Origin of the sequence: Rhizobium sp. L43 (assembly GCF_002531725.1) — a bacterium.
Lineage (GTDB): Bacteria > Pseudomonadota > Alphaproteobacteria > Rhizobiales > Rhizobiaceae > Rhizobium.
Genome location: NZ_NWSQ01000036.1, coordinates 1 through 20,204 on the forward strand (window position 1 = coordinate 1; position 20,204 = coordinate 20,204).

At 63.0% G+C, this 20,204-nt stretch carries 20 protein-coding genes, 1 pseudogene and 1 riboswitch; of the genes and pseudogenes, 9 read left to right on the forward strand and 12 right to left on the reverse strand.

Going from position 1 to position 20,204, the window contains the following annotated elements; all coding sequences use genetic code 11:
• Positions 1 to 273: 273 nt before the first annotated feature.
• Together CO667_RS30675 and CO667_RS30680 are read right to left on the reverse strand one after the other, a co-directional pair.
• Positions 274 to 3,021: an EAL domain-containing protein gene (locus CO667_RS30675; protein WP_245433357.1), complete on the reverse strand. Its 2,748-nt coding sequence runs from the start codon at positions 3,019 to 3,021 to the stop codon at positions 274 to 276.
• A gap of 79 nt (positions 3,022 to 3,100) precedes the next feature.
• A complete protein-coding gene (locus CO667_RS30680; RefSeq protein ID WP_245433367.1) occupies positions 3,101 to 4,201 on the reverse strand; it encodes a FecR domain-containing protein in 1,101 nt (366 codons plus the stop codon).
• 394 nt (positions 4,202 to 4,595) lie between these two features.
• Between CO667_RS30680 and CO667_RS30685 the strand changes: the two genes are divergently transcribed.
• Positions 4,596 to 5,618, forward strand: coding sequence for an LLM class flavin-dependent oxidoreductase (locus CO667_RS30685; RefSeq protein WP_097621928.1), 1,023 nt, complete (start codon positions 4,596 to 4,598; stop codon positions 5,616 to 5,618).
• 3 nt (positions 5,619 to 5,621) lie between these two features.
• Here the strand turns inward: CO667_RS30685 and CO667_RS30690 are convergent, their stop codons facing one another.
• Positions 5,622 to 6,446 (reverse strand): AraC family transcriptional regulator, encoded by an 825-nt coding sequence (locus CO667_RS30690; RefSeq protein ID WP_097621929.1) that lies wholly within the window; start codon positions 6,444 to 6,446, stop codon positions 5,622 to 5,624.
• 96 nt (positions 6,447 to 6,542) lie between these two features.
• Here CO667_RS30690 and CO667_RS30695 point away from each other — a divergent pair, with 96 nt between their 5' ends.
• Together CO667_RS30695 and CO667_RS30700 are read left to right on the forward strand one after the other, a co-directional pair.
• On the forward strand, positions 6,543 to 7,466 hold the full coding sequence (locus CO667_RS30695) for a phytanoyl-CoA dioxygenase family protein (protein ID WP_097621930.1): 924 nt from the start codon (positions 6,543 to 6,545) through the stop codon (positions 7,464 to 7,466).
• A 235-nt stretch (positions 7,467 to 7,701) separates the two neighbouring features.
• Positions 7,702 to 8,625, forward strand: a complete 924-nt coding sequence (locus tag CO667_RS30700) for a LysR family transcriptional regulator (protein WP_097621931.1) — start codon at positions 7,702 to 7,704, stop codon at positions 8,623 to 8,625.
• Here the strand turns inward: CO667_RS30700 and CO667_RS30705 are convergent.
• From CO667_RS30705 to CO667_RS30715, 3 genes are all read right to left on the reverse strand, one after another.
• Positions 8,622 to 9,902, reverse strand: a complete 1,281-nt coding sequence (locus tag CO667_RS30705) for an MFS transporter (protein ID WP_097621932.1) — start codon at positions 9,900 to 9,902, stop codon at positions 8,622 to 8,624. The two genes, CO667_RS30700 and CO667_RS30705, sit on opposite strands and share 4 nt — an antisense overlap.
• Positions 9,899 to 10,540: a helix-turn-helix domain-containing protein gene (locus CO667_RS30710; RefSeq protein WP_097621933.1), complete on the reverse strand. Its 642-nt coding sequence runs from the start codon at positions 10,538 to 10,540 to the stop codon at positions 9,899 to 9,901. Before CO667_RS30710 ends, CO667_RS30705 begins: the two co-directional genes overlap by 4 nt.
• A 72-nt stretch (positions 10,541 to 10,612) precedes the next feature.
• Complete coding sequence (locus tag CO667_RS30715; protein ID WP_097621934.1) at positions 10,613 to 11,725, reverse strand: adenylate/guanylate cyclase domain-containing protein; 1,113 nt, start codon at positions 11,723 to 11,725, stop codon at positions 10,613 to 10,615.
• A 276-nt stretch (positions 11,726 to 12,001) separates the two neighbouring features.
• On the opposite strand from CO667_RS30715, the gene CO667_RS30720 reads away from it, so the two are divergent.
• On the forward strand, positions 12,002 to 12,181 hold the full coding sequence (locus tag CO667_RS30720) for a hypothetical protein (protein WP_097621935.1): 180 nt from the start codon (positions 12,002 to 12,004) through the stop codon (positions 12,179 to 12,181).
• Between the two features lie 87 nt (positions 12,182 to 12,268).
• On the opposite strand, the gene CO667_RS30725 is transcribed toward CO667_RS30720, so the two are convergent.
• Together CO667_RS30725 and CO667_RS30730 are read right to left on the reverse strand one after the other, a co-directional pair.
• Positions 12,269 to 12,577 (reverse strand): hypothetical protein, encoded by a 309-nt coding sequence (locus CO667_RS30725; RefSeq protein WP_097621936.1) that lies wholly within the window; start codon positions 12,575 to 12,577, stop codon positions 12,269 to 12,271.
• A 185-nt stretch (positions 12,578 to 12,762) separates the two neighbouring features.
• Positions 12,763 to 13,209 carry an SRPBCC domain-containing protein gene (locus CO667_RS30730; protein WP_097621937.1) on the reverse strand — a complete coding sequence of 149 codons (447 nt, stop codon included), beginning with the start codon at positions 13,207 to 13,209 and terminating at the stop codon, positions 12,763 to 12,765.
• A gap of 305 nt (positions 13,210 to 13,514) precedes the next feature.
• Positions 13,515 to 13,657, forward strand: a riboswitch (FMN riboswitch).
• Between the two features lie 79 nt (positions 13,658 to 13,736).
• Here CO667_RS30730 and CO667_RS30735 point away from each other — a divergent pair.
• Complete coding sequence (locus CO667_RS30735; RefSeq protein ID WP_097621938.1) at positions 13,737 to 14,171, forward strand: 6,7-dimethyl-8-ribityllumazine synthase; 435 nt, start codon at positions 13,737 to 13,739, stop codon at positions 14,169 to 14,171.
• A 268-nt stretch (positions 14,172 to 14,439) separates the two neighbouring features.
• Positions 14,440 to 15,129 (forward strand): VOC family protein, encoded by a 690-nt coding sequence (locus CO667_RS30740; RefSeq protein ID WP_097621939.1) that lies wholly within the window; start codon positions 14,440 to 14,442, stop codon positions 15,127 to 15,129.
• A gap of 133 nt (positions 15,130 to 15,262) precedes the next feature.
• On the opposite strand, the pseudogene CO667_RS30745 reads toward CO667_RS30740, so the two are convergent.
• Together CO667_RS30745 and CO667_RS30750 are read right to left on the reverse strand one after the other, a co-directional pair.
• Positions 15,263 to 15,794, reverse strand: a pseudogene (locus tag CO667_RS30745) (cytochrome b/b6 domain-containing protein).
• On the reverse strand, positions 15,775 to 16,251 hold the full coding sequence (locus tag CO667_RS30750; protein WP_097621940.1) for a MarR family winged helix-turn-helix transcriptional regulator: 477 nt from the start codon (positions 16,249 to 16,251) through the stop codon (positions 15,775 to 15,777). The pseudogene CO667_RS30745 and the gene CO667_RS30750 overlap by 20 nt, the downstream one beginning before the upstream one ends.
• 98 nt (positions 16,252 to 16,349) lie before the next feature.
• Here CO667_RS30750 and CO667_RS30755 point away from each other — a divergent pair, with 98 nt between their 5' ends.
• A complete protein-coding gene (locus tag CO667_RS30755) occupies positions 16,350 to 16,718 on the forward strand; it encodes an antibiotic biosynthesis monooxygenase family protein (protein ID WP_179874254.1) in 369 nt (122 codons plus the stop codon).
• 81 nt (positions 16,719 to 16,799) lie between these two features.
• Here CO667_RS30755 and CO667_RS30760 read toward each other — a convergent pair whose 3' ends face one another.
• Positions 16,800 to 17,576: a DUF1194 domain-containing protein gene (locus CO667_RS30760; RefSeq protein WP_097621942.1), complete on the reverse strand. Its 777-nt coding sequence runs from the start codon at positions 17,574 to 17,576 to the stop codon at positions 16,800 to 16,802.
• 151 nt (positions 17,577 to 17,727) lie between these two features.
• A complete protein-coding gene (locus tag CO667_RS30765; protein ID WP_097621978.1) occupies positions 17,728 to 18,630 on the reverse strand; it encodes a LysR family transcriptional regulator in 903 nt (300 codons plus the stop codon).
• A 188-nt stretch (positions 18,631 to 18,818) separates the two neighbouring features.
• On the opposite strand from CO667_RS30765, the gene CO667_RS30770 reads away from it, so the two are divergent.
• Positions 18,819 to 19,544: an SDR family oxidoreductase gene (locus CO667_RS30770; protein WP_097621943.1), complete on the forward strand. Its 726-nt coding sequence runs from the start codon at positions 18,819 to 18,821 to the stop codon at positions 19,542 to 19,544.
• Entirely contained in the window at positions 19,538 to 20,026 is a 489-nt protein-coding gene (locus tag CO667_RS30775; RefSeq protein ID WP_097621944.1) for a RidA family protein, read from the forward strand. Before CO667_RS30770 ends, CO667_RS30775 begins: the two co-directional genes overlap by 7 nt.
• Positions 20,027 to 20,204 lie beyond the last annotated feature (178 nt).

Consider the following 20,204-nt stretch of genomic DNA (forward strand, 5'->3'; position numbering starts at 1 on the left):
ACCATCAAGCCTGACGAATGCGCAAACTACTTCACAAACGCTGGCTATGCTTCCGTCAAAACGTGAAACGCTCTAGTCGTCACGATGTTGGAGCGACCCTATCGGCTAAGAGCAAGGCTCTCATCCGCTTGCCGGCTACAGGGAGAGGATTAGCGTGGATCGGCCTTTATCGATCTCATGCACTTGGCCGCCAGTCGAGCAGAAATCGACTCCCTCTCAGCCGTTTACGGCAATTTCTTCTGCGTCCGCTTGAGCAATCGGCCGACAGGCCCGTCACGCAGCAAGGGTCCAGCTCGGCTGGCTTGAAAGCGCAATCAGCGCGGCGGACGATTGCGGCTTACCAAAGAAATAGCCCTGGCCCTCCTCGCAACCCATCTGTGCCAGCATCCGCCACTCCGTCTCGGTCTCTATCCCCTCTGCCACGACCTTGAGCCCCAGCCCGTGGGCAAGCGAGCCGACCGTCGCGACGATCGCGAGGATCTTGGGATCGTCCGCGATCTTCCTGACGAAGGACTGGTCGATCTTCAGCTTGTCGAGAGGGAAGCCGGCCATATAGCTCAGCGACGAATAGCCGGTTCCGAAATCGTCGAGCGCGACGGCGATGCCGAGCGCTCTGAGCTCTGAGATGACCGACATGACCTGCTCGCTGCCGTCGACAAAGGCGGATTCGGTAATTTCGAGATGCAGTCGCGAGGCCGGCAGGCCGCTTGTCGCCAACGCAGCCTTGACCTCGGCAACCAGCTCCGGCCGGGAAAACTGGATCGGTGATACGTTGACGGCGAGATTGAGTCCATCAGGCCATTCGGCCGCCGCCCGGCATGCTTCGGCAAGCGCCCAGCAGCCGAGATCGCAGATGAAGCCGCTGGCTTCGGCAACGGGAATGAAGTCTGCCGGCGAAACCAGCCCGAACTCCGGATGCTTCCAGCGCAAAAGGGCTTCCGCACCGACCAGTTTGCCGGTCTTGAGATCCACCTGCGGCTGATACAACAGGAAGAATTCGCGGCGCTCGAGGGCACCGCGCATCTGCCGCTCGAGCAGCCGCGATTGATGCTGTCGCAGGGCGGCTACCGGATCGTAGGCGCTCCATCCGCTGCCGGCCACCCGCTTGGCGTCGTCGAGCGCAATTTCGGCGTTCTGAATCCAGATGTCGGCGTCGCCGTTGCGCGCCTGGCTGGTGCAGATCCCGAGCCGGGCGGCGACGTGGATCATCGAACCGCCAAGCTCGAACGGCTCTCTGAAAAGATCAAGGATGAGCTGCGCGCACCGCTCCTGACCGCACTCCTCGGACACCGGGATAACGGCCGTGAAGACATCGCCCCCCAGCCGCCCGACGAGGCTGATTGCGCCCTCCTCCTCCATCCGCGCGGAGACGGCCCTCAACACCTCGTCCCCGACATCCCGTCCCATCGCTGTATTCAGTACGGAGAAACGGTGCAACCCCAGCGCAATCACATGGCATTCGCCGTCGAGCCGATCGAGGCGACGACGGAATTCGCGCCTGTTCATCAGACCGGTCAACTCGTCGAACTCGGACAGGCGCTGAAGCTTATCTTCGTACCGCCGGCGGGCGGTCATGTCCCTGACGATCAGGCTGCCGATGAAGGATTTCGTGGCGACGATGCCGGATTCGCCGGGCCGCTCGACGGGCGAAATGGTGATCGCTGCCTCGAGATGCTTTGTCCCTCGCTCGGTTTGAAGAGAAAAACGCGCGGTGCAGGCGTGGATCGTGCCCGGCTGCGCCACATAATCCGAAGCAAGCTTGACGATGCGATGAACGAGAGAGGACGGGACCATCGCGTCAAGCGTTCTGCGCCCATCTGCCCGTGGCTCCAAAGCCAGCATCGCCGCGGCCGAGGCGCTTTCGTTGAGAATTCGGAACGCATCGTCGAAGGCGATGACGGCGTCGGCGCTGTCTGCCACGATCCTCTCGAGCAGCCGGCGCGTGTTGCGCTGCTCGGCATTGGCAAGCTCGACCAGGAACCGGCCGAAATCGACCTTCTCGTTCAACAACAGCAAGAGACCAACAAGAAGAATGATCCACGGCCGCACCGTGTGAATAATGAGAGCATGATCCTTCTGAACAAGGAAGGCCGTCACTTCGCCAGCGGCGACGATGGCAAGAGCAAGCGCCACAGCATGGGCTGCGGGCCGACTGCGCATTCCAAGGGCGAGCGCGATAACGGCTGCGGCAAAGAGAAGCTCCAGCGGCATCTGGTCGATGTCCTCGAGCAGCCGCTTCTGCAGGATCGTTTCGGAAGCGAGGATATGAAGCATTGCGCCGGGCAGCGCGCCATAGACTGGAACCGGGAAAATATCCTTCAGCTCGGTCGCATAGGCGCCGACCACCACCGACCGCCCTTCCAAGTCGCGCCTGCCGACCGTCCCCGCAAGAACATCCGACAGCGAGAATGTCGGGACGCTCGCCGGGGCGATCGAATAATCGATCGGATAGGAGCCTGCCGCCCTGTCGAATTTCGCCAGCACTGCGGCAACGCTCTGTGTCGGCTGATTGTCGAGATTATCACCGAGATCGAACCGCCTGACCGTACCGTCGCCGTCGAGGCTGACATTGGCGAGGGAAAGCCAGGCATTCTCGGCGAAATCAGAAATCGGCCGCGTCACCACCGTCTGCGAGCCGGCTTCGGCGCCGAGATACTGCTTGAAGACCGGTAGGATCACGCCGCCTCCGGCATCAGCCAGAGCCTTGGCCAGCCGACCATCCTCGGCAGAGCTCGAGGGCGTGCTGAAATCGACGTCGATAAAGATGTCGCCGGCGCCTGCCGCAGTCAGCTTGTCGATGAGCTCGGCATAAAGACTGCGCGGCCACGGCCACGTGCCGACCGCATCGAGACTGCGCTTATCGATCGCGACATAGACGATATTTCCGGACGCCGCGCGTGGCGCTGCGCTGAAGCGCCAGCTCACCAGGCCATTGTCGAGATAATTCACGAAGGGCAGGACTTGCCAAGAGAGCGGCAGGCCGATCATCATCAGGATGAACAACAGCCTGACTGGGCGCAAGCCCGACAGCCGAAAACCACGACCGCCCTTCATCAAGGACGGAAACCTTTCGCGTCGGCCGGCCGGGAAACCTCAGTCGTCATCGTTTCCCCTTGCCTTTGTCCTTGTCTTTTTTGTCCTTCTTGTCCTTTTTGTCTTTCTTATCCTGCTTGTCCTTATCCTTCCCGCTCCCGTTTCCATTGCTGGCTGCATTCATGCTGCCGTTGCTGGAGGCATTATCGGCGCCATAGTGATTGCCGTTGCGGCCCTCGCTGCCGAAGGAGCCGGAAGCACTATCTCGGCCGCCCGAGCCGGCGCTATTGGAAACGGATGAAGGCGTGCTGGATGCCTTCGAACTCTCTGTCTCGGTCTGCCCGTTGAGCGTCGTCGCGCCGACGGCAGGTACTCTCGCCACCGACGGGGCGACCGCGGTCACCACAGGCGTCGAAACGTCGCCGGAAACCGTCATCCCTTTCACGCCGTCGACGGATGCGCCCTGCCCGGGCCCGACATTCGCCCTTTGACCGCTCGCAAACGAGGTCACCTGCACCAGGCCGCGGTTGACCGAAACCTCAGCCGCAGATTTCGAGACGGAGACCCGGAAAATCGTGCCCTTCACGACGGCCGCCAGGAAAGGCGTCTGGACTGTTGTATGCGGCTTGCTGCGTTTCTCGATCTCCAGATCGAGCACGCCCGCCTGCTCAACGACCTCCGTCTTCCTCTCGCCAAAGTCCGACGTGAAGACGCCCGCGACGGTGTTGGGCTGAAACGAAATGCTTTCGACGCCGCGCACCAGCTGAACGCGTCCCCTTGGGCCGGTCGATATCCAGGCGGTGTTGGGGATGATGTCTCCCGCTCGAACCGCCACCCAGTTCCGCTTGTCGACGGTGAAATTCACCTGCTGGCTGGCCCTGGCCACTTGCCAGTCACCCTCGGCGGCATTCGCAGACCCTATCGCAAAAAAGAAAAGCACCAGAAAAAACGAAAAAACGCGAAACATATAATCTCCTAAAATACCAGCTGATGAAAACACTATCTCCTTAATTTCATTTGAATGATTCCAGAAAAACTCTCGCGAATTCGGCGATTCCCGACCTTCGCCGACGAAGTGCGGGCGCTTTAGCAAGACGGTGCCAGCCGGCGCATGCCACCGCAGGTATTCAACGCCGCACACAAGCAGCTGGAGGATGTCGCGCGGCATGAACGCTATGGGGCTTCATCGATCGGGCCATCCGGCGTTCGGGACCATCCCACCATTATGTGTCGGAAAGTGTAGCGCGACGTCACCCCACCCACCGTCATTCCTGTGCTCGTCACAGGAATCCAGTGCGCCCAAGTCCTTGGGCGCAGGAGACTTCCTTCATAGGCGTGTTCGATTCATTCACCGCGCAGACGCGCGGTGGCTGGATTCCTCTGACGAGCACAGGAATGACGGAGGAAAGGGGTGATCACGCGACACTCTCCCGGGGCAGCGCAAGATAGCGCGCCAAATGCCGGATAAGTGATACGCCACACCCACCCGCTTCCGATTGTCTTCCTGCCCGAAACTATGCCATGACCCATCCACCATCAGATGCAACGGAAAAAGGCGCGGCATGAAGAAGATCGGTTTCCTCTCGTTCGGGCACTGGACGCCCTCGCCTCAATCGCAGACGCGCTCGGCGGCCGATGCGCTGCTGCAGTCGATCGACCTTGCGGTCGCGGCCGAGGAGCTCGGCGCCGACGGAGCGTATTTTCGCGTGCATCATTTCGCCCGCCAACTGGCGGCCCCCTTCCCGCTGCTATCAGCCGTCGGCGCAAGAACCAACCGGATCGAGATCGGCACCGCCGTCATCGATATGCGCTACGAGAACCCGCTCTATATGGCCGAGGATGCCGGTGCGGCCGACCTCATCGCCGGCGGCCGGCTGCAGCTCGGCATCAGCCGCGGTTCGCCCGAGCAGGTGATCGATGGCTGGCGCCATTTCGGCTATGCCCCGCCCGAAGGTCAGAGCGAGGCCGACATGGCGCGCCATCACGCCGAAGTCTTCCTCGAAGTGCTGCGCGGCGAAGGTTTTGCCAAGCCGAACCCGCGGCCGATGTTTCCGAACCCGCCGGGCCTGCTGCGTCTCGAGCCGCATTCGGAAGGCCTGCGCGAGCGGATCTGGTGGGGCGCAAGCTCCAACGCCACCGCCGTCTGGGCCGCCAAGCTCGGCATGAACCTGCAGAGCTCGACGCTGAAGGACGACGAAACGGGAGAGCCGTTCCACGTCCAGCAGGCCGAACAGATCCGCGCTTATCGCGAAGCCTGGAAGGCAGCCGGCCATACGCGCCAGCCGCGCGTCTCGGTCAGCCGCAGCATCTTCGCGCTCACCGACGACCGCGATCGCGCCTATTTCGGCTACGGCAACGACGAGGGCGACAAGATCGGTTTCATCGACGAGAAGACCCGGGCGATCTTCGGACGCAGCTACGCCGCCGAACCTGATGCGCTGATCAAGCAACTCGCCGAAGACGAGGCGATCGCCGAGGCCGACACGCTGCTGCTCACCGTTCCCAACCAGCTCGGAGTCGCCTACAACGCCCATGTCATCGAAGCGATCCTGACCCACGTCGCCCCGGCGCTCGGCTGGCGCTGACGCTCAAACCCGCCTGTACCTCGCGCGGAATTCGCGCGGGCTGCAGCCCTCGCGTTCGTGAAAGATCCGCGAAAAATAAAACGGATCATCCAGGCCGATCATGGCGGCGACGGTTTCGATCTTTTCGTCGGTGGTTGCCAGCAGCTGTTTGGCATGGTCCATGCGCGCCCGAAGCTGGAATGCCTTGGGCGGCAATCCGGTTTCGAGCGTGAACCGCCGGCGCAACGTGGCCGGCGACATGCCGTGCTCGGCGGCGAAGGCCGCGAGATCAAGCGGCTGCATCGCCCGCCGCCGCAGCGTTTCTACGATGTCGGCCATATCAGGCCTTTCCCGGCGTCGATCGGCCGCGCCGCTGGCCTGTCCGGCGGCTGATATGACGATGCGATGCAGCATCAATGCCGCCGACGCCTGGCCGAGGTTGGTATCGTCAAGCAGATCGGTATGAAGCTTGGCAAAGAGCCGCGACAGCTCATCGAGATGATACAAGGCGACGACCGGATGTCGCTCGGCAATCAGCCTCAGCCTGACGAAGTCCCGCGTGAAGGATCCTTCGAAAAGTGCCCAGCGCTCGTCCCAGCCGCCTTCGTCGGGGCCATAGGAATGCGCGCGGCCGGGAAACAGCCAGAAGAGCGCCGGTCCCGCCAGACTGAGGCGGCCGCTGGCGGCGGTTTCCAGCCAGCCCTGCCCGCGCTCCACCAGAACGACGGCGAAACTCGGAAGTTTCCGCTCCGTCACCGCATGGCTGGCATGCTGCCTGCCGCTGCCGGTGACCGCAAGTCCGCCGGCCGCGTCAAGCGGTGATCGATAGATGGCTTCGGCGTCTTTCATGATGAGCGAAAAGTCCAGCTATGGCTTTCCTCTATGTCGGCTGCCCCTGCGGATCAGCTAAATAGCGGCAATCAAGTCAACCTAGGGAAGGCCGAAATGTCAATTGCTGCCCAGACCGTGCAGGCCCGAAAGCCGGAATTTCCCCTTGCCGCCCACGGCAGGACCTTGCCTGCCGAGCGGACGGGCTGGCTCACGCCGACCGATCCCGCCATCGGCGTCGACGCCATCCGCCGTCGCTACCAGGACGATGGCTATGTCTGGCTGAAAGGCCTTCTGCCGCGGACCGATGTCATCGATTTCCGCCGCTGGGTTTTCGAGCGCCTCGCCGAAACAGGGCTGGTCGAGCCTGCAAGCGATTTTTCGCTGGGCATCGCGTCTGCAGCCGGCTTCGACAGGAGCCTGGCGGACCGGCGCCTGATGTCGCTCGTCCGTTCCGCCGCCTATGAAGGTTTTTGCGCGCAGCCGCCGCTCGCCCGCTTCATGGACGATTTCCTGCAGGGCATCTCCTATCTGCACAAGCGCAAGATCATGCGTTTCGTCCAGCCGGGATCGCCGACGGCCACGCCGGCCCACTATGATCTCGTCTATCTCCGCGGCGGCACCAGCCGCCTGGTGACCGCCTGGATTCCGATCGGCGACATCCCCGCCGAGATGGGAGGCCTCATCTACCTCGAAGGCTCGCACGCGCTGGGCATCAAGATGGAGGCCGAGTTCCAGGCCACAAGCGGCGAGCTTTCTCCGGAAGAGCGGATCAGCGCCTATAACCGCCACATGGCCGAAGGCGGCTGGGTTTCGAAGGATCTCCCCGATTTGGCGGAGCGCTTCGACACCCGCTGGCTCGCCGCCGATTATGAGGCCGGTGACGTGGTGCTTCACTCGCCCTACATGATCCACGCTTCGACCACCAACCAGGACCGCAGCCGACGGCTGCGCCTTTCCACCGACATCAGATATCAGAATGTCGACGACGAGATCGATATCCGATGGAACAACCACTGGAGTCTCGGCGACATGCTGTAGCCCGGCTTCCCCACGCCCATTCGACAGAGCCCGGGCCATCGTCAGCCGATGCAGGCGACGGCGCGGATTTCGATGAGTTGATGCGCGAAGGCCAAACCACAACTCCAAGCCTTAACTCGATACAGGAGCGACGCGCACGGACCTTTCGCCTTGGGTGAGCGTTGATGGTCCGAGCCTTGAATCGATCTCATGACTGATCGACTTATTCATGTAGCCGAACCGCTCGAGTTGCCTGATGCCGCGCACGAACCTGAACGATATCCTGATCTTCATGGCCGTCGTCGATGCCGGAAGCTTTATCGCCGGCGGCCAGGCCATGGGCCTCTCCCGTTCGGCGGCAGGAAAAGCCGTCATCCGCCTGGAAGACAGGCTCGGCGCGCGCCTGCTCAACCGCACGACGAGGACGCTGAACCTGACAGACGAAGGGCGTGTATTCTACGAGCACGGCTTGCAGATCCTCGCATCGGTCGACGAGGCTGAAGCGAGCGTGGCGGGCCGGAGCAATACGCCACGGGGCGTTCTCAGGCTCAGCGTTCCCGATGCCTTCGGACGGCTTGTCCTGCTGCCGCTGCTTGAAAAATATCTTCGCGCCTGGCCCGACATCCAGGTGGAGATGAGCTTCACCGATCGCTTCGCCGACGTCGTCGAGGAAGGCTTCGATCTGGCGATCCGGATCGGCCCGACGGCGTCGGACACCCGGCTGATCTCGCGCGCGATCGCCACCTACAGGACACGGCTCTGCGCCTCGCCGTCCTACCTCATTGAACGCGGCGAGCCGCGTGATATCGACGATCTCGCAGCCCACGACTGCCTGATTTTCGCCAGCCGCAATCAAAGGCACGGCTGGCGTTTTCGCGGCAAAGGCGGTTCCTGGATCACGGCGCAGGGCCGCAGCCGCCTGAGGCTCGACAGCGCAGAGGCGATCCGCGGCGCCGCCCTGGCGGGGCTGGGCATCGCGCTGCTTCCCGACTTTCTTATCGCCGACGATCTCGCCGCCGGCCGTCTGCGGCAGGTCTTGCCCGACCTCGAAACCGATGAGGCCAAGATCGTCACGCACTATCCCGACAAGCGCCCGCTGGAATCGCGCGTCCGCCGCTTCATTGACCTGATGGTCGACGAGCTCGAGGGCCAGGGTCCAGGCACGCCACCGCGACGCTAGCTCTCGGCGATAGGCTTGTTGAAGCCGCGGAAGCTTTTCAGCGCCAAGGGAAAGAGCGTTGCCGCGAGATAGGCAAGCCCGGTGAGCAGCAACGCCGCCGCAAGGCCGATCGTGCTGATCAGTGCGCCGCCGACGAGGCCGCCGAAGGGGATGAGGGCAAAGCACAGGGCGGCGTTCATTGCGGTGACGCGGCCGGTCAGCGGCTTGGGGATGCGCTCGAAAATCACTGCCGACAGGATCGGATTAAGGAAGCCCGAGGCAAATCCTGCGATTGCCAGGGTGACGAAGATGAGGGTGAGCGGCGCATCCAGCGCAAGGATGAAAAAGCGCGGAAATCCGGTCAGCAGGAAGGCCACGGTAAAGACCATCAGGCGCGGCATCCGTTCTCCGATCGCAGCGGCAATCGCAGCACCTACGATCGAGGCGCCGGTGAAGGCCGCCAACATCGCCCCCAGCAATTCCGGGCCATGGCCCGAGCTCTGCGTCCAGACGGGCAGCAGCACTGCCCCATAGGCCTGGTCCAGCAGATTGGTGGTCGCCACCATGACGACGATGCTGACGAGCACCGCATCACCGCGCAGAAAGCGCCAGCCTTCCCGGAGATCGTCGAGATAAGAGGATATCCCGTCCGGCCGGGCCTCGGGAGTGCTGCGCGGCCCCGGCATGCTGGGCAACCCTGGCATGCTTCGCAGCCTGGGCATGCTTTGCAGCCCGGGGATGCCTACGCCCACGATCAGCGCGGCGGCAGCGAAGGTGACGGCATTGACGATGAGCGCCTGGCCCGGGCCGATCAGGCTGATCAGCGCACCGGCGCCGGCCGCACCCGCCGTCGAGGCCAGCCGCTCGATGGCGCCAATCAGCCCGGTCACCCGCTCAAGCGGCACATCGGCCAGTTCGGCGATATCGGGCACCATCGCCTGTTTGGCGGCATCGGATGGACCGCGCAGCACACCCATGGCAAAGACAATCGGTAGCAGGACCGGCATACCAAGCAGGCCGAGCCGGTCGAGCAACGGCACCAGCATCACCACGGCCACCGAGGCGGTGTCGCAGACGACAGCGATGCGCTTCGGGCCGACGCGGTCGATCAGCGGCCCGCCGAGCGCTTTGGCGAGGACATAGGGCAGCATCTCCATCATCGCCGTCAGCCCTGTCAGAACCGGGTTGCCCGTGGCGACCAGCACCAGCCAGGGAATGGCGATGGTCGACAGCCGCGTGCCGGAAAGCGAAAGCGTCTCGGCTGCGGCAAGCGCCAGGAAAGGCCGACCCCTTCTCATGACTCACCCTCCTCCTCGCGATGCGGGAGCCGGCCCGGATAGGGAAAGGCGTGCAGCATAATCGAGAAAGGCACCATGCCCGGAACGGTCGCCTCGCCCAAAGGCAGAGCCACCCGCATGGCTTCGAGGATGATGTCGGTCAACTGCCTGGTCAGGGCCTCGGCCTGCTCCGCCGTCATCGGGATGATGACGTCGTTGGCAGCGCTCGCCTTGCGCCATTCCGCCGGCAGCTCGGCATACTCCTCCAGCGCCTGCTGCATCTGGCCGACCTGCAGGGAGAGTACCGCCTGATTGAAGGCGAGATCGAGATCGAGCGCTTCGCCCTCGGCCTCGCTTGCCGGCACCGAGGTCAGCTCGTGACTGGCGCGCCACCAGCGGTCGCGCCGCGAAACGTGCGGCGCCTCCTCGATGAAGCCGTACTGGGCGAGCTGGCGCAGATGATAGCTGGTGGCGCCGCTGTTTAAGCCCAACCGCACTGCCAGCTGCGTCGCCGTGGCGGGTCCATCGACCCGCAGCATGCCGAGCATGCGCAACCGGACCGGATGCGCCAGCGCCTTCAACGCGGTCGGATCGGGCACCACGCGGCTGATGGTTCGGGGTGCTGTGACGGATTGAGGCTGCGGGCGCGGTGTTTTCATGCTCGAAGCGTACTATTGCAAAGATATCTTTGCAAATTTTTCTTTGTAAAGATATCGGCGCCTGCCCGCGGCTCAATCGGCCGGCAGCGTGAACACCGCACAAGGCTGGGCGATGCCGCGCAAGCTGTGCTCTCCGAGCGGCATCAGCTTCGTCGTCGTATTCGCTGCCACCGCACCCGAGATCAGCACGCTTCGGCCGAGCGGCTTGCACAGCCCTTCCAGCCGGCTGACCAGATTGACCGCGGGGCCGATGGCGGTAAAGTCCAGCCGATCGGCAGCGCCGATATTGCCCCACAGGATCTCGCCGAAATGCAGTGCTGCGCCGAAGGGCAGCGGCGCCAGCCCCTGCGCCTGGCGCACCTGGTCGAGATGGGCCATGCCGGCACGGCTGGCGGCGACCGCTCGAAGGGCGGCCTCGCAGGCCTCGCGATCCCCTCGGGCGGCGTCGCCCTCGCCCGACGCGGCCGTGACCGGAAAGATCGCCAGCACGCCGTCGCCGATGAATTTCAGCACCTCGCCGCCGAACGCGTGCACGGCGCCGGCGATACGGTCGAACCAGGCGTCCAGGGCTGATATCATCACATGAGGCTCGGTCACCTCGGAGAGTGCGGTGAAATCGCGCAGATCGGCACAGAGAAGGGCGGCGCGGATGGTCTCGCCGGTGCCGCGGGCAAGCGCGCCGGCCTGCACCCGGGCGGCGCTGCGCCGGCCGAGATAGGCTTCGAGCAGCGCGGCCCGGGCCTCCCGCGCCGCCAAAGCGGCGAGCGGCGCTGCGGCAAAACGCGCGACCTCGCAGAGCCGGCTGGCCTCGGCCGGGCTGAATGCGCTGTTCCCTGCCGCGTGGGAAGGCCCCGCCCAGCCAAGCAGCGGGGCATCCGATGCCTGATTGTCCCGCCCGATCCTGGTCTCCCACACCGAGCCGAGCCCGGCCAGCCACTCGCGCCCGGCCTCGCTTTGCGGAGCCGCAGCAAAGGCCAACGCCTCGATGACGGCTCCGGTCTCGGCCCGCCACAGCCAGGTGCGCCGCGCGATGATCGGATGCGGCACCGAAAGCGTCAGCGCACCGCCGGAAAGCGGCAGGCCGTCAGCCAGCAACCGGCGCCCGAGCTCGGCCAGAAACCGTTCGGGACCCGGCGAGGCACCGGCCTCGTCAACCAGCCAGGCAAGAGGAGATGGCAGATCCATATCGCGATGATGGCACACGCCTCAGGGCACCCGCAAGCCGACCTCCCCTGAGATAACGGCCTGCAATCCCGCCTGTTCGTGAAGACATCTCTCTCGACGCAAGGGGCGCTCCGCAAAGGACGCCCACATCCCTGTCAAAAAAGAGCTCACGGCGATGGAAAACAGAAAATAAACACTTTAAAATTGCGCGGTTTTGATTCCATTATGGAGCCATTCGTCATCGTGTGATTGAGGGGTACGATATTCTGGCCGAAAGATCCGCTGGATGGGAATGATATGGCACTGCTGACATCGATCCTTCGGCGGTGGTGCGAAAGGTATCAGGTCGAGCTGAAGGCGGAAGAGAGCAGCCGCAAGGCGAAGGAACTTATCGAATGGTATGAATTCGGCGTCAAGGATCCGATCGAGCTCGAAGAACTCATCGACGGCGAACACTGGCTCATCAGCAAGATCTGACCGAACCGGACAATTGCCGGCTTGCATGCGAAAAGGCCGGGCGAAACATCGCACCGGCCCCTCCATATTTACCTCTGAATGAAGCCCTTAGTAGTCATCACGCCAGCGGCGGTCGCGCTCCCAGCGCCGCTCATGGCGCCAGCGCGGGCCATCCCAATCCCGGTGACGCCGCTCCCAGCCCCAGCGGGGCGGACCACCGTAGAAAGCGACCGGCGGCGGGCGGCGCCAGTTTCGCCGGCATTCGCCCCAGCGCGTCAGGTGCCAGCCGCGACCGCAGGCGTAGTCGACCTTTGTGACAGTGCTCTCAACTTTGATCGTCGCGCTCGGCATCGCCTGCGCCGTGCCGATCGAAAGGCTGCCAGCGAGCAAGGCAGCCGCGATAGAAAGTGCCTTCATAACGAACTCCAATTCAATCCAGCCGTGACCACCTTAGGTCCGCCAAATTGAACTGGAGATGAACTGCGTGTTCATGTCTGCGGGAGAAAAAGAAGCGCTTTCGGACGGCCGATTGGAGCGCCGGTCGGCAATTTTCCCCACTGCGGCAAACACTTCCAGCAACCCCGCTGCCGACGGAAAACCGTTCATGTCCTGCCGTAAAAAGGGTCGGGACCTGGGTCACGCCCGGCGGCGACCTCGGTCAGCCGCCCGAGATAATGGGCCCAGCCTTCCGCATGGCCGGCGCATTGATCGGCACTCGGCAGGCCGCTATGCGTGAGCCGCAGCAGCGTTCCGCCGCCCTGCTCGATCAGGTCGATCTCGACCAGGCTGGATCCCGGCGGCACCACCTCGCTGCCGTCCCAGCCGAAGCTGTAGGCAAGGCGATGAACCGGCACCACCTCGCGAAACGAACCGCGCGCAAAGCGGGCGCCGGTGACGTTGACGAGATAGAGCCCGCCGGGCTGCGGCTCGACCTGCGCCTGCGTTCCCATCCAGCGCAGGATCTTTTCCGGGTCGGTCATCAGCGCAAACACGGCAGCCGGCGGCGCTGCGATATGCGCTTCGCGGTGAACGACGAAAGCTTCAGGCATCACGATCTCCCATGGTTGCTGCTCTGCCTCGCCTCGAGCGAAGACGGCGTATCCTGTTCCGTCCTGTTGTTCTGACGTGGATGTCCTCACCGGAGCATGTAGGCGCGCGCCCATCGTCAGCAAGAGGGATCGCCTGTCGCGATCGACGGACGCCCGCCAGCGCCCGGAGCAAAAACGCCGAAGAGAGCCTCAGGATGAGGGACCGTGGAGGATGCCGTGCCGCTAATGAGGTGCGTGGAAAACAACTGGTCGCCGCTAAATCATTTCCTCCTATTGCCAGTCCCTCACCTTCCCCCTATTGTCCCCGCCGTTCTCAGGGCGGGGTGAAAGTCCCTACCGGCGGTATGCAATTCCAGTTGCGAGCCCGCGAGCGCCTTCTTCGGAAGGGTCAGCAGATCAGGTGAGATGCCTGAGCCGACGGTCATAGTCCGGATGAAAGAGAACGTGCGTTCCTGCCGCCCTTGCGGGCTGTCGGGGACGTTCGTGATCGCCTTGGGTGATGTGTCTGTTCGCCAAAGGAGATTACCGTGACACCCACCCGTTATGCCTTTATCAAAGCCAGCTGGCACGCCGACATCGTCGACCGCGCCCTTGACGGCTTCTACCAGCTCATTCCGGCCGAGCAGGTCGATGTGTTCGATGTTCCCGGCGCATTCGAAATGCCGCTGCTGTCGCGCGACCTTGCTGCAACCGGGCGCTACGGCGCCGTTATTGCCGCCGCCTTCGTCGTCGACGGCGGAATTTACCGCCACGAATTCGTCGCCCAGGCCGTCGTCGATGGGCTGATGCGCGCCGGCATGGATACCGGCGTACCGGTGCTGTCGGTTTCGCTGACGCCGCATCAATATCAGGAAACCGAACACCATAAGCAGATCTACCGCGCGCATTTCGTCGAGAAAGGGCGCGAGGCTGCAAAGGCGGCTTTGACGATCGGCAAAACGCGCGCCGCTCTTGCCGCGTAAGGATATTCATTTCCCCGCGCCGGCTCGACGAGCCGCAGAGTGACGGACGAAGACGGCGGGAACCGGTTCCGCCGTCTCATCGGACCGGCAGATCCTGCCACCCCAGTCGGGTCCGCCATCTCAAGCGACGCCTTGCCTTGCAGCGGAATCCGCCAAAACGGTTCAATACCGACAGAATAATTGATTCGACGCCCTTGCCGCGCTGTGGTCCACTGACCGCCGACATGTATCGCCATTCTTAATGCGTCCAAACCTCAAGGAGCTGAAGATGAGCAATGCAATGCGCAGTGAAACCCCCATCGAGACCCCGAATACACGGCCCGTCGACACCAAGCTGGAAGTGATCGTCATTCCCGTTGCCGACGTCGACCGCGCCAAACGATTTTATGACGGCCTGGGCTGGCGGCTCGACGCCGACTTTGCCAATGACGCCGATTTCCGCGTGATCCAGTTTACCCCGCCGGGCTCCGGCTGCGCGATCATCTTCGGCAAGAACGTCACCGCGGCGGCACCCGGCTCCGCCCAGGGTCTCTACCTTGTTGTCTCCGATATCGAGGCCGCCCGCCGCGATCTCATCGCTCGCGGCATCGACGTGAGCGAAGTGTTCCATGACGCTGCCGGCGTCTATGCCGGCAAGGACGAACCCTATCTCTTCGGACGGCTGCGCGTCGCCGGCCGCGATCCCGAGCACCGCAGCTACCGCTCCTTCGCCTCGTTCAAGGATCCCGACGGCAACGGCTGGCTGTTCCAGGAAGTCACCACGCGACTGCCCGGACGCATCGACGCCGACGAGACGAAATTCACGACGTCAAACGAGCTTGCGTCAGCACTGCGCCGCGCGGCAATCGCCCACGGCGAACACGAGAAGCGAAACGGCGGCAAGCATGATGAAGGCTGGCCGGACTGGTACGCCGAATACATGGTCAGCGAGCAGGCCGGCAAGCAGCTGCCGTTGTAGGCAAGGCGAGGTCGTCACCACCGGCACTCACGAGCGCCTCACCCCGAAGTGCCCCTCGCGATGCTCCAACGGCGACGCGGGCGCTCTGGACGTCAAATAAAGGCAAGGAGCGTTGCCGCCTCGTGAGTCGACCTCAGCCGCCATACCACATTCGCCGCAACAGATGATCGCCGCGGACAAGCTGGTGATAGAGCGCGGCACCGGCATGGAAGACCAGCAGGCCGACCAGCAGGAAGGCGCCGAGCCCATGCGGGCCGCGCGGCGGATAGGCAGTGAAATCAGGCAGCATGGCGCCGGGCGCCCCGAAAACCGCCGGAGCCGCACCGCTGAGGATCATCATGCCGATGCCGCTGGCGACCATACCGAGAATGAAGATGTAGAAGGCGCCGTGGACAAAGCGCGAGGCGCTCCTGCCAGCGAGGCGATGCCTCCACCGGCGCAGGCTTGCGATCGAAACGCCACCACCAGACAATGCGAAGAGCTGTGAGAAGCAGGACGACGATCGCCACCGGAATGTGGAAGCGCAGCAACCCGGCCTTGGTGGCCGCATCCATGGCGTTGGCGGCCCGGAAGCCGGAGCCGAGCAGCGCCAGGATCAGAACCGCGCTCAGCCAGTGGATCGAGACCGCTATTGCGCCATAGCGATCAGGCCTGCTCTTCAACATCTCCATGTCCTTCCAGTTTGTTGCGCAGCGCCTTCATGACGGCATGCGTGGTTTTGAGATCCTCGACCTGAAGCCCTTCCGAGAGCATGTCGACCCACGGGGCCTGCAGGCGCATGGCGGTTTCATATGCCTGGTTTCCCTTGTCCGTCAGGGCGACGAGCTGCGCCCGCCGGTGATGCGGATTGGGCTGGAACACCAGAAGCCCCTCCTTCTCCAGATCGTTGACGATACGCTGAACGTTCTGGCGGTTGGCGCCCATGTCGCGCGCCAGCCATGCGACCGGCTGTGGCCGGCCTGCTGTGACGACGGTGCCGAGGACATGCCAGCGGGCGCTGGTCAGGCCGAGCCCGTCGACGAGCTTGTCGCCCGCGTTGATCATCCGGTTGTTGAGCCGGAAGAGATCCAGAATGAGGTCGGTCAAGGCTGTTCCAGCCGGGCTTCGTTGAGGCTTGGACATTTGTCACCATGTATCTATATTGACATTATGATGTCAAAGGAAATATGTATCCTTATCACCAGATTGACATCATGTAACCAAATCAGATGGAGTCGACCATGTCGCTCATGCGCCCGATGGACCCTGCCTTCCCGATCGATCGTCAAATCGCACTCGATGCGTCCGCGATCGTCCTCATCAACCTCTTCACACTCGACAAGGCCGATGAGCAGGCTTTCCTTGATGCCTGGCAGGCCGATGCAGCTTTCATGAAACGGCAGCCGGGCTTCATCTCCACCCAGCTGCATCGCGCCATCGGCGAAAGTCCTGCCTATCTCAACTACGCCGTCTGGGAATCGACCGCCGAGTTCAGGGCGGCATTCTCGCATCCGGAGTTCAGGGCGAAGCTCTCCTCCTACCCCTCCTCCGCCATCGCCTCCCCGCATCTCTTCCAGAAGGTCGCGGTTCCCGGCATCTGCGTCGCGTAGGCAAAGCGGCGGTGGGAGCATCAGGTTGGGAAGAAGAGCAAGTGCGCAACAAGGGCGTGACCATCACCTGGAGCGAACCGCTCAGCGGTCGAACATGTCCCGCCACTGCTTTTCCCCGATCAGGCAGTCGGTCGCCGGCGGGGCGGCGGCTGTCTTCTGCACCGTTGCCGGCGGGGAAAGGCCGCTGATCTCCAGCACCAGCTTGCGGCGCACGGCAACGGCGAAATCCTCGATCTTGCGGACCGGCAGCACGAAGGCGCCGGGACCGCCGATGACACAATCCTCGTAATATTTGTCGAGCCCGTTGGGCGCATCGGAAGGCCGCAGCATGATGGCAAGGCCATTGATGATCATACCGGCCTCCACCGCCTTGTCGCGGGTGGGTGTGACGGGATTGCCTGAGTTGTTCGGGCCGTCGCCGGAAACGTCGATCACCTGTCGCCTGGACTGAAAGGGACTGGAAACGATCATGCTGGCGCCTTGGGCGATCGCGGTGGAGATCGATGTGCGCCGCTGCGTGGCGATCGGCCGGGCTTCGAGCTTGTCGGCAAAAGCGATCGCGTCCCCTTCCGTCTCGATCACCTGCCAGTCGATCACCGAATCCTGGACGACATAGCCTGCCCATTCGAAATAGCTGATGGCGATGCGGCCGGTCAGACCGCCCTTCACCGCATTGATGAATTCCTTGTGCTTGAGTGCTTCGACATAACCCTCGCGCTGGATGCCGATCTCCTCGAAATCCATCGACCGCGAGGTGTCGACGGCAAGCACGAGGGTCACGTCGACCTCATCTCCCCCCGCCTGCGCTGCCGGGACGAGGCCGGAAAGACCGATAAGCACCGCAAGCGTCGTCAGCATTGGCAATCCAATCCCCGCGCCATCCAAGCCGGCAAACTCTAACACAGCTTGGCCGACGCAGGACGCCCGCCCGCACATACGGCTTCAATTTTCGGTGATGTCCGGAATGTTTCCGTGATGGCTGGAGCACCGCCCCGCCCTTCGAAGGAACTCAATGCAATGGCAACCACAAGGGGTTCTTCCAGGCCTTCAGCGCATCAAGAAAGACCTGCAATCTCGAGGGCAGGAAGCGCCGTGTGGGATAGACGGCATGTACAAAGATTTCCTCCGACGACCAGTCCGGCAGCAGGCGGATGAGTTCGCCTCTTTTAATCTGCTCGTCGCAATAGGTCGAAGGCAACAATCCGATACCGTGTCCGCGATAGGTGAAAGCGCTCACCGCATCGAAATCCCGGCTCGAGACCGACCCCGATACCTGCAGGCGAACCGATTTGCGCCCGCTGACCAGATGCCATTCCGCCTCACAGTTGCGGCCGTTCAGCAGAACGCACCGATGGTCCTTCAGGTCTTCAGGCTTTGACGGGAGCACCCTGCCCTTCAGATAGTCCGGTGTCGCGACCAGGTAGCGCACGCTCTTGCCGAGCCGCTGCGCAACGATGGTCGAATCCTTGAGTTCGCCGAAGCGGATGGCGAGATCGACATTCTCCGCGATCAGATCGAGGAACAGATTGGTGACGAAGAGATCGATCTGGATATCGGGATATTTTTTCAGGAAGGCAGAGACAAATTCGTAAAACACCTCCTGCCCGAAAATAACCGGCACGGAGATCTTCAGCAGACCTTCCGGTTTTCTCTGTGTTTGCGTGAGCACCTGCTCGGCATCGAGGATATGGGCAAGCGGCTCGCGGCATTGATCGTAATAGGCGCGGCCCTGCGCGGTCAGGCTGAGCTTGCGGGTCGTCCGCTGCAGCAGCGTCACCCCAAGCTGCTCCTCCAGCGACGTCACCTTCCGGCTCACCGTCGAGACCGGCATGCCAAGCGAATGGGCGGCGCGGCTGAAGCTGCCGTACTGCGCCACCTTCGCGAACACGGCGATATCGTTGAGATCGGCCATGGCTGATTTTTGCATAGGCGCAAAAGAGAATCCAGATATTTCCATCTAATCGAGGAATGGCGTTTTCGCCATATTCACCTTGCGAACACAGACAACCCGATGGAGGCGCGTTCGCAGCAGCCCCATCTCGAGCGACCCGTCCTTCACAAGCAAGGCCCGCTGCCCGAACCAATCTTTTGGAGATCAACATGAGTACGACCAAAACAGTCATCGTCACAGGCGCCTCCCAGGGTATCGGAGCAGGCCTCGTCAACGCCTTCATCGAGCGCGGCTATAATGTCGTCGCCACCTCACGCCAGGTCAGCGCTTCGGATGCCTTCAAGGCCTCAGACAAGCTGGCGCTGGTCGATGGCGACATCGGCGATGCCGAAACCGCAGCGCGGGTGGCAGGGGCCGCAACCGGCCGGTTCGGCTCGATCGACGGCCTCGTCAACAATGCCGGCATTTTCTTGGCCAAGCCGTTCGTCGATTTCACGATGGCAGACTTCAGGAAATTGTCCTCGACCAATCTCGAAGGCTTCATCCATCTGACCCAACTGGTCATCCGGCAGATGCTCGCGCAGAAGACCGGCGGCAGCGTCGTCAGCATCACCACGCCATTGACCGATCATCCGATCGCCGGCTTCTCCGCCTCGGTATCGATGATGACAAAGGGCGGCATCAACGCCATCTCCAAGAACCTGGCGATGGAATATGCGAACGAGAAAATTCGCTTCAATATCGTGGCTCCGGGTGTGGTGGACACGCCGCTGCATAAGGACAATCCGAAGGACTTCCTGAGGACGCTGTCGCCGATGGCAGGCATATCGAACGTCGAGGAGATCGTTGACGCAGTCGTCTTTCTCACCGAAGCGCCGCGCGTAACCGGGGAGGTGCTGCACGTCGACGGCGGCGCACATCTGGGCAAATGGTAAACCCTCAAAAAGCGTTGGCAGCCGGCGCAGAACGACGGCTGCAGGAACTGGGCATCACCCTTCCCCCGCCGCCGACCCCTTTCGGGGCCTATGTCGAAGCGACAACGACCGGCAACCTGGTCTTTTTCAGCGGCATGCTCCCCGTCGTCGGCCACGAGCCGCGCCATATCGGCCGCGTCGGCGGCACGCTGACATCGGAAGACGGCAGGAAGGCGGCCGAAACGGCGACACTCAGCGCACTCGCGGCCGCCAGGGACTATCTGGGCTCGCTGGACAGGGTCGTGAAAGTCGTCAAGCTCGGCGTCTATATCGCCACCGAAGGCGATTTCCGCGACCATCCGAAGGTTGCCGACGGAGCATCGGAAATGCTGCTTGCCGTCTTCGGCAAGGAAAAGCTCTCAGGCCGCGTCGTCCTCGGCGTCGCCAGCCTGCCGCTTGGTGTGCCGATCGAGCTTGAACTGGTCATCGAGATCCAGGATTGAGTGGAGGGGCGGACTGGCGGCGGCATCCTCCAACGCCCCTCATCCTTGTAGCCCATAGGACGAAGCCTCGAAGGACACGCTCCGGCGCTGCTTCTTGCATCCCACCGACCACCAGCACACCCGCCTCGCCCTTCCAGGCCCTTGCAGGGTACGTCAAGGCGAGGCTCTGTTGGATGCC

Coding starts and splice junctions, on each gene's coding strand:
- CO667_RS30680 (WP_245433367.1), bottom strand. CDS start 4,201: ATGCCGCGCGACATCCTCCAGCTGCTTGTGTGCGGCGTTGAATACCTG.
- CO667_RS30685 (WP_097621928.1), top strand. CDS start 4,596: ATGAAGAAGATCGGTTTCCTCTCGTTCGGGCACTGGACGCCCTCGCCT.
- CO667_RS30690 (WP_097621929.1), bottom strand. CDS start 6,446: ATGAAAGACGCCGAAGCCATCTATCGATCACCGCTTGACGCGGCCGGC.
- CO667_RS30695 (WP_097621930.1), top strand. CDS start 6,543: ATGTCAATTGCTGCCCAGACCGTGCAGGCCCGAAAGCCGGAATTTCCC.
- CO667_RS30700 (WP_097621931.1), top strand. CDS start 7,702: ATGCCGCGCACGAACCTGAACGATATCCTGATCTTCATGGCCGTCGTC.
- CO667_RS30705 (WP_097621932.1), bottom strand. CDS start 9,902: ATGAGAAGGGGTCGGCCTTTCCTGGCGCTTGCCGCAGCCGAGACGCTT.
- CO667_RS30710 (WP_097621933.1), bottom strand. CDS start 10,540: ATGAAAACACCGCGCCCGCAGCCTCAATCCGTCACAGCACCCCGAACC.
- CO667_RS30715 (WP_097621934.1), bottom strand. CDS start 11,725: ATGGATCTGCCATCTCCTCTTGCCTGGCTGGTTGACGAGGCCGGTGCC.
- CO667_RS30720 (WP_097621935.1), top strand. CDS start 12,002: ATGGCACTGCTGACATCGATCCTTCGGCGGTGGTGCGAAAGGTATCAG.
- CO667_RS30725 (WP_097621936.1), bottom strand. CDS start 12,577: ATGAAGGCACTTTCTATCGCGGCTGCCTTGCTCGCTGGCAGCCTTTCG.
- CO667_RS30730 (WP_097621937.1), bottom strand. CDS start 13,209: ATGCCTGAAGCTTTCGTCGTTCACCGCGAAGCGCATATCGCAGCGCCG.
- CO667_RS30740 (WP_097621939.1), top strand. CDS start 14,440: ATGAGCAATGCAATGCGCAGTGAAACCCCCATCGAGACCCCGAATACA.
- CO667_RS30750 (WP_097621940.1), bottom strand. CDS start 16,251: ATGTCCAAGCCTCAACGAAGCCCGGCTGGAACAGCCTTGACCGACCTC.
- CO667_RS30755 (WP_179874254.1), top strand. CDS start 16,350: ATGTCGCTCATGCGCCCGATGGACCCTGCCTTCCCGATCGATCGTCAA.
- CO667_RS30760 (WP_097621942.1), bottom strand. CDS start 17,576: ATGCTGACGACGCTTGCGGTGCTTATCGGTCTTTCCGGCCTCGTCCCG.
- CO667_RS30765 (WP_097621978.1), bottom strand. CDS start 18,630: ATGGCCGATCTCAACGATATCGCCGTGTTCGCGAAGGTGGCGCAGTAC.
- CO667_RS30770 (WP_097621943.1), top strand. CDS start 18,819: ATGAGTACGACCAAAACAGTCATCGTCACAGGCGCCTCCCAGGGTATC.
- CO667_RS30775 (WP_097621944.1), top strand. CDS start 19,538: ATGGTAAACCCTCAAAAAGCGTTGGCAGCCGGCGCAGAACGACGGCTG.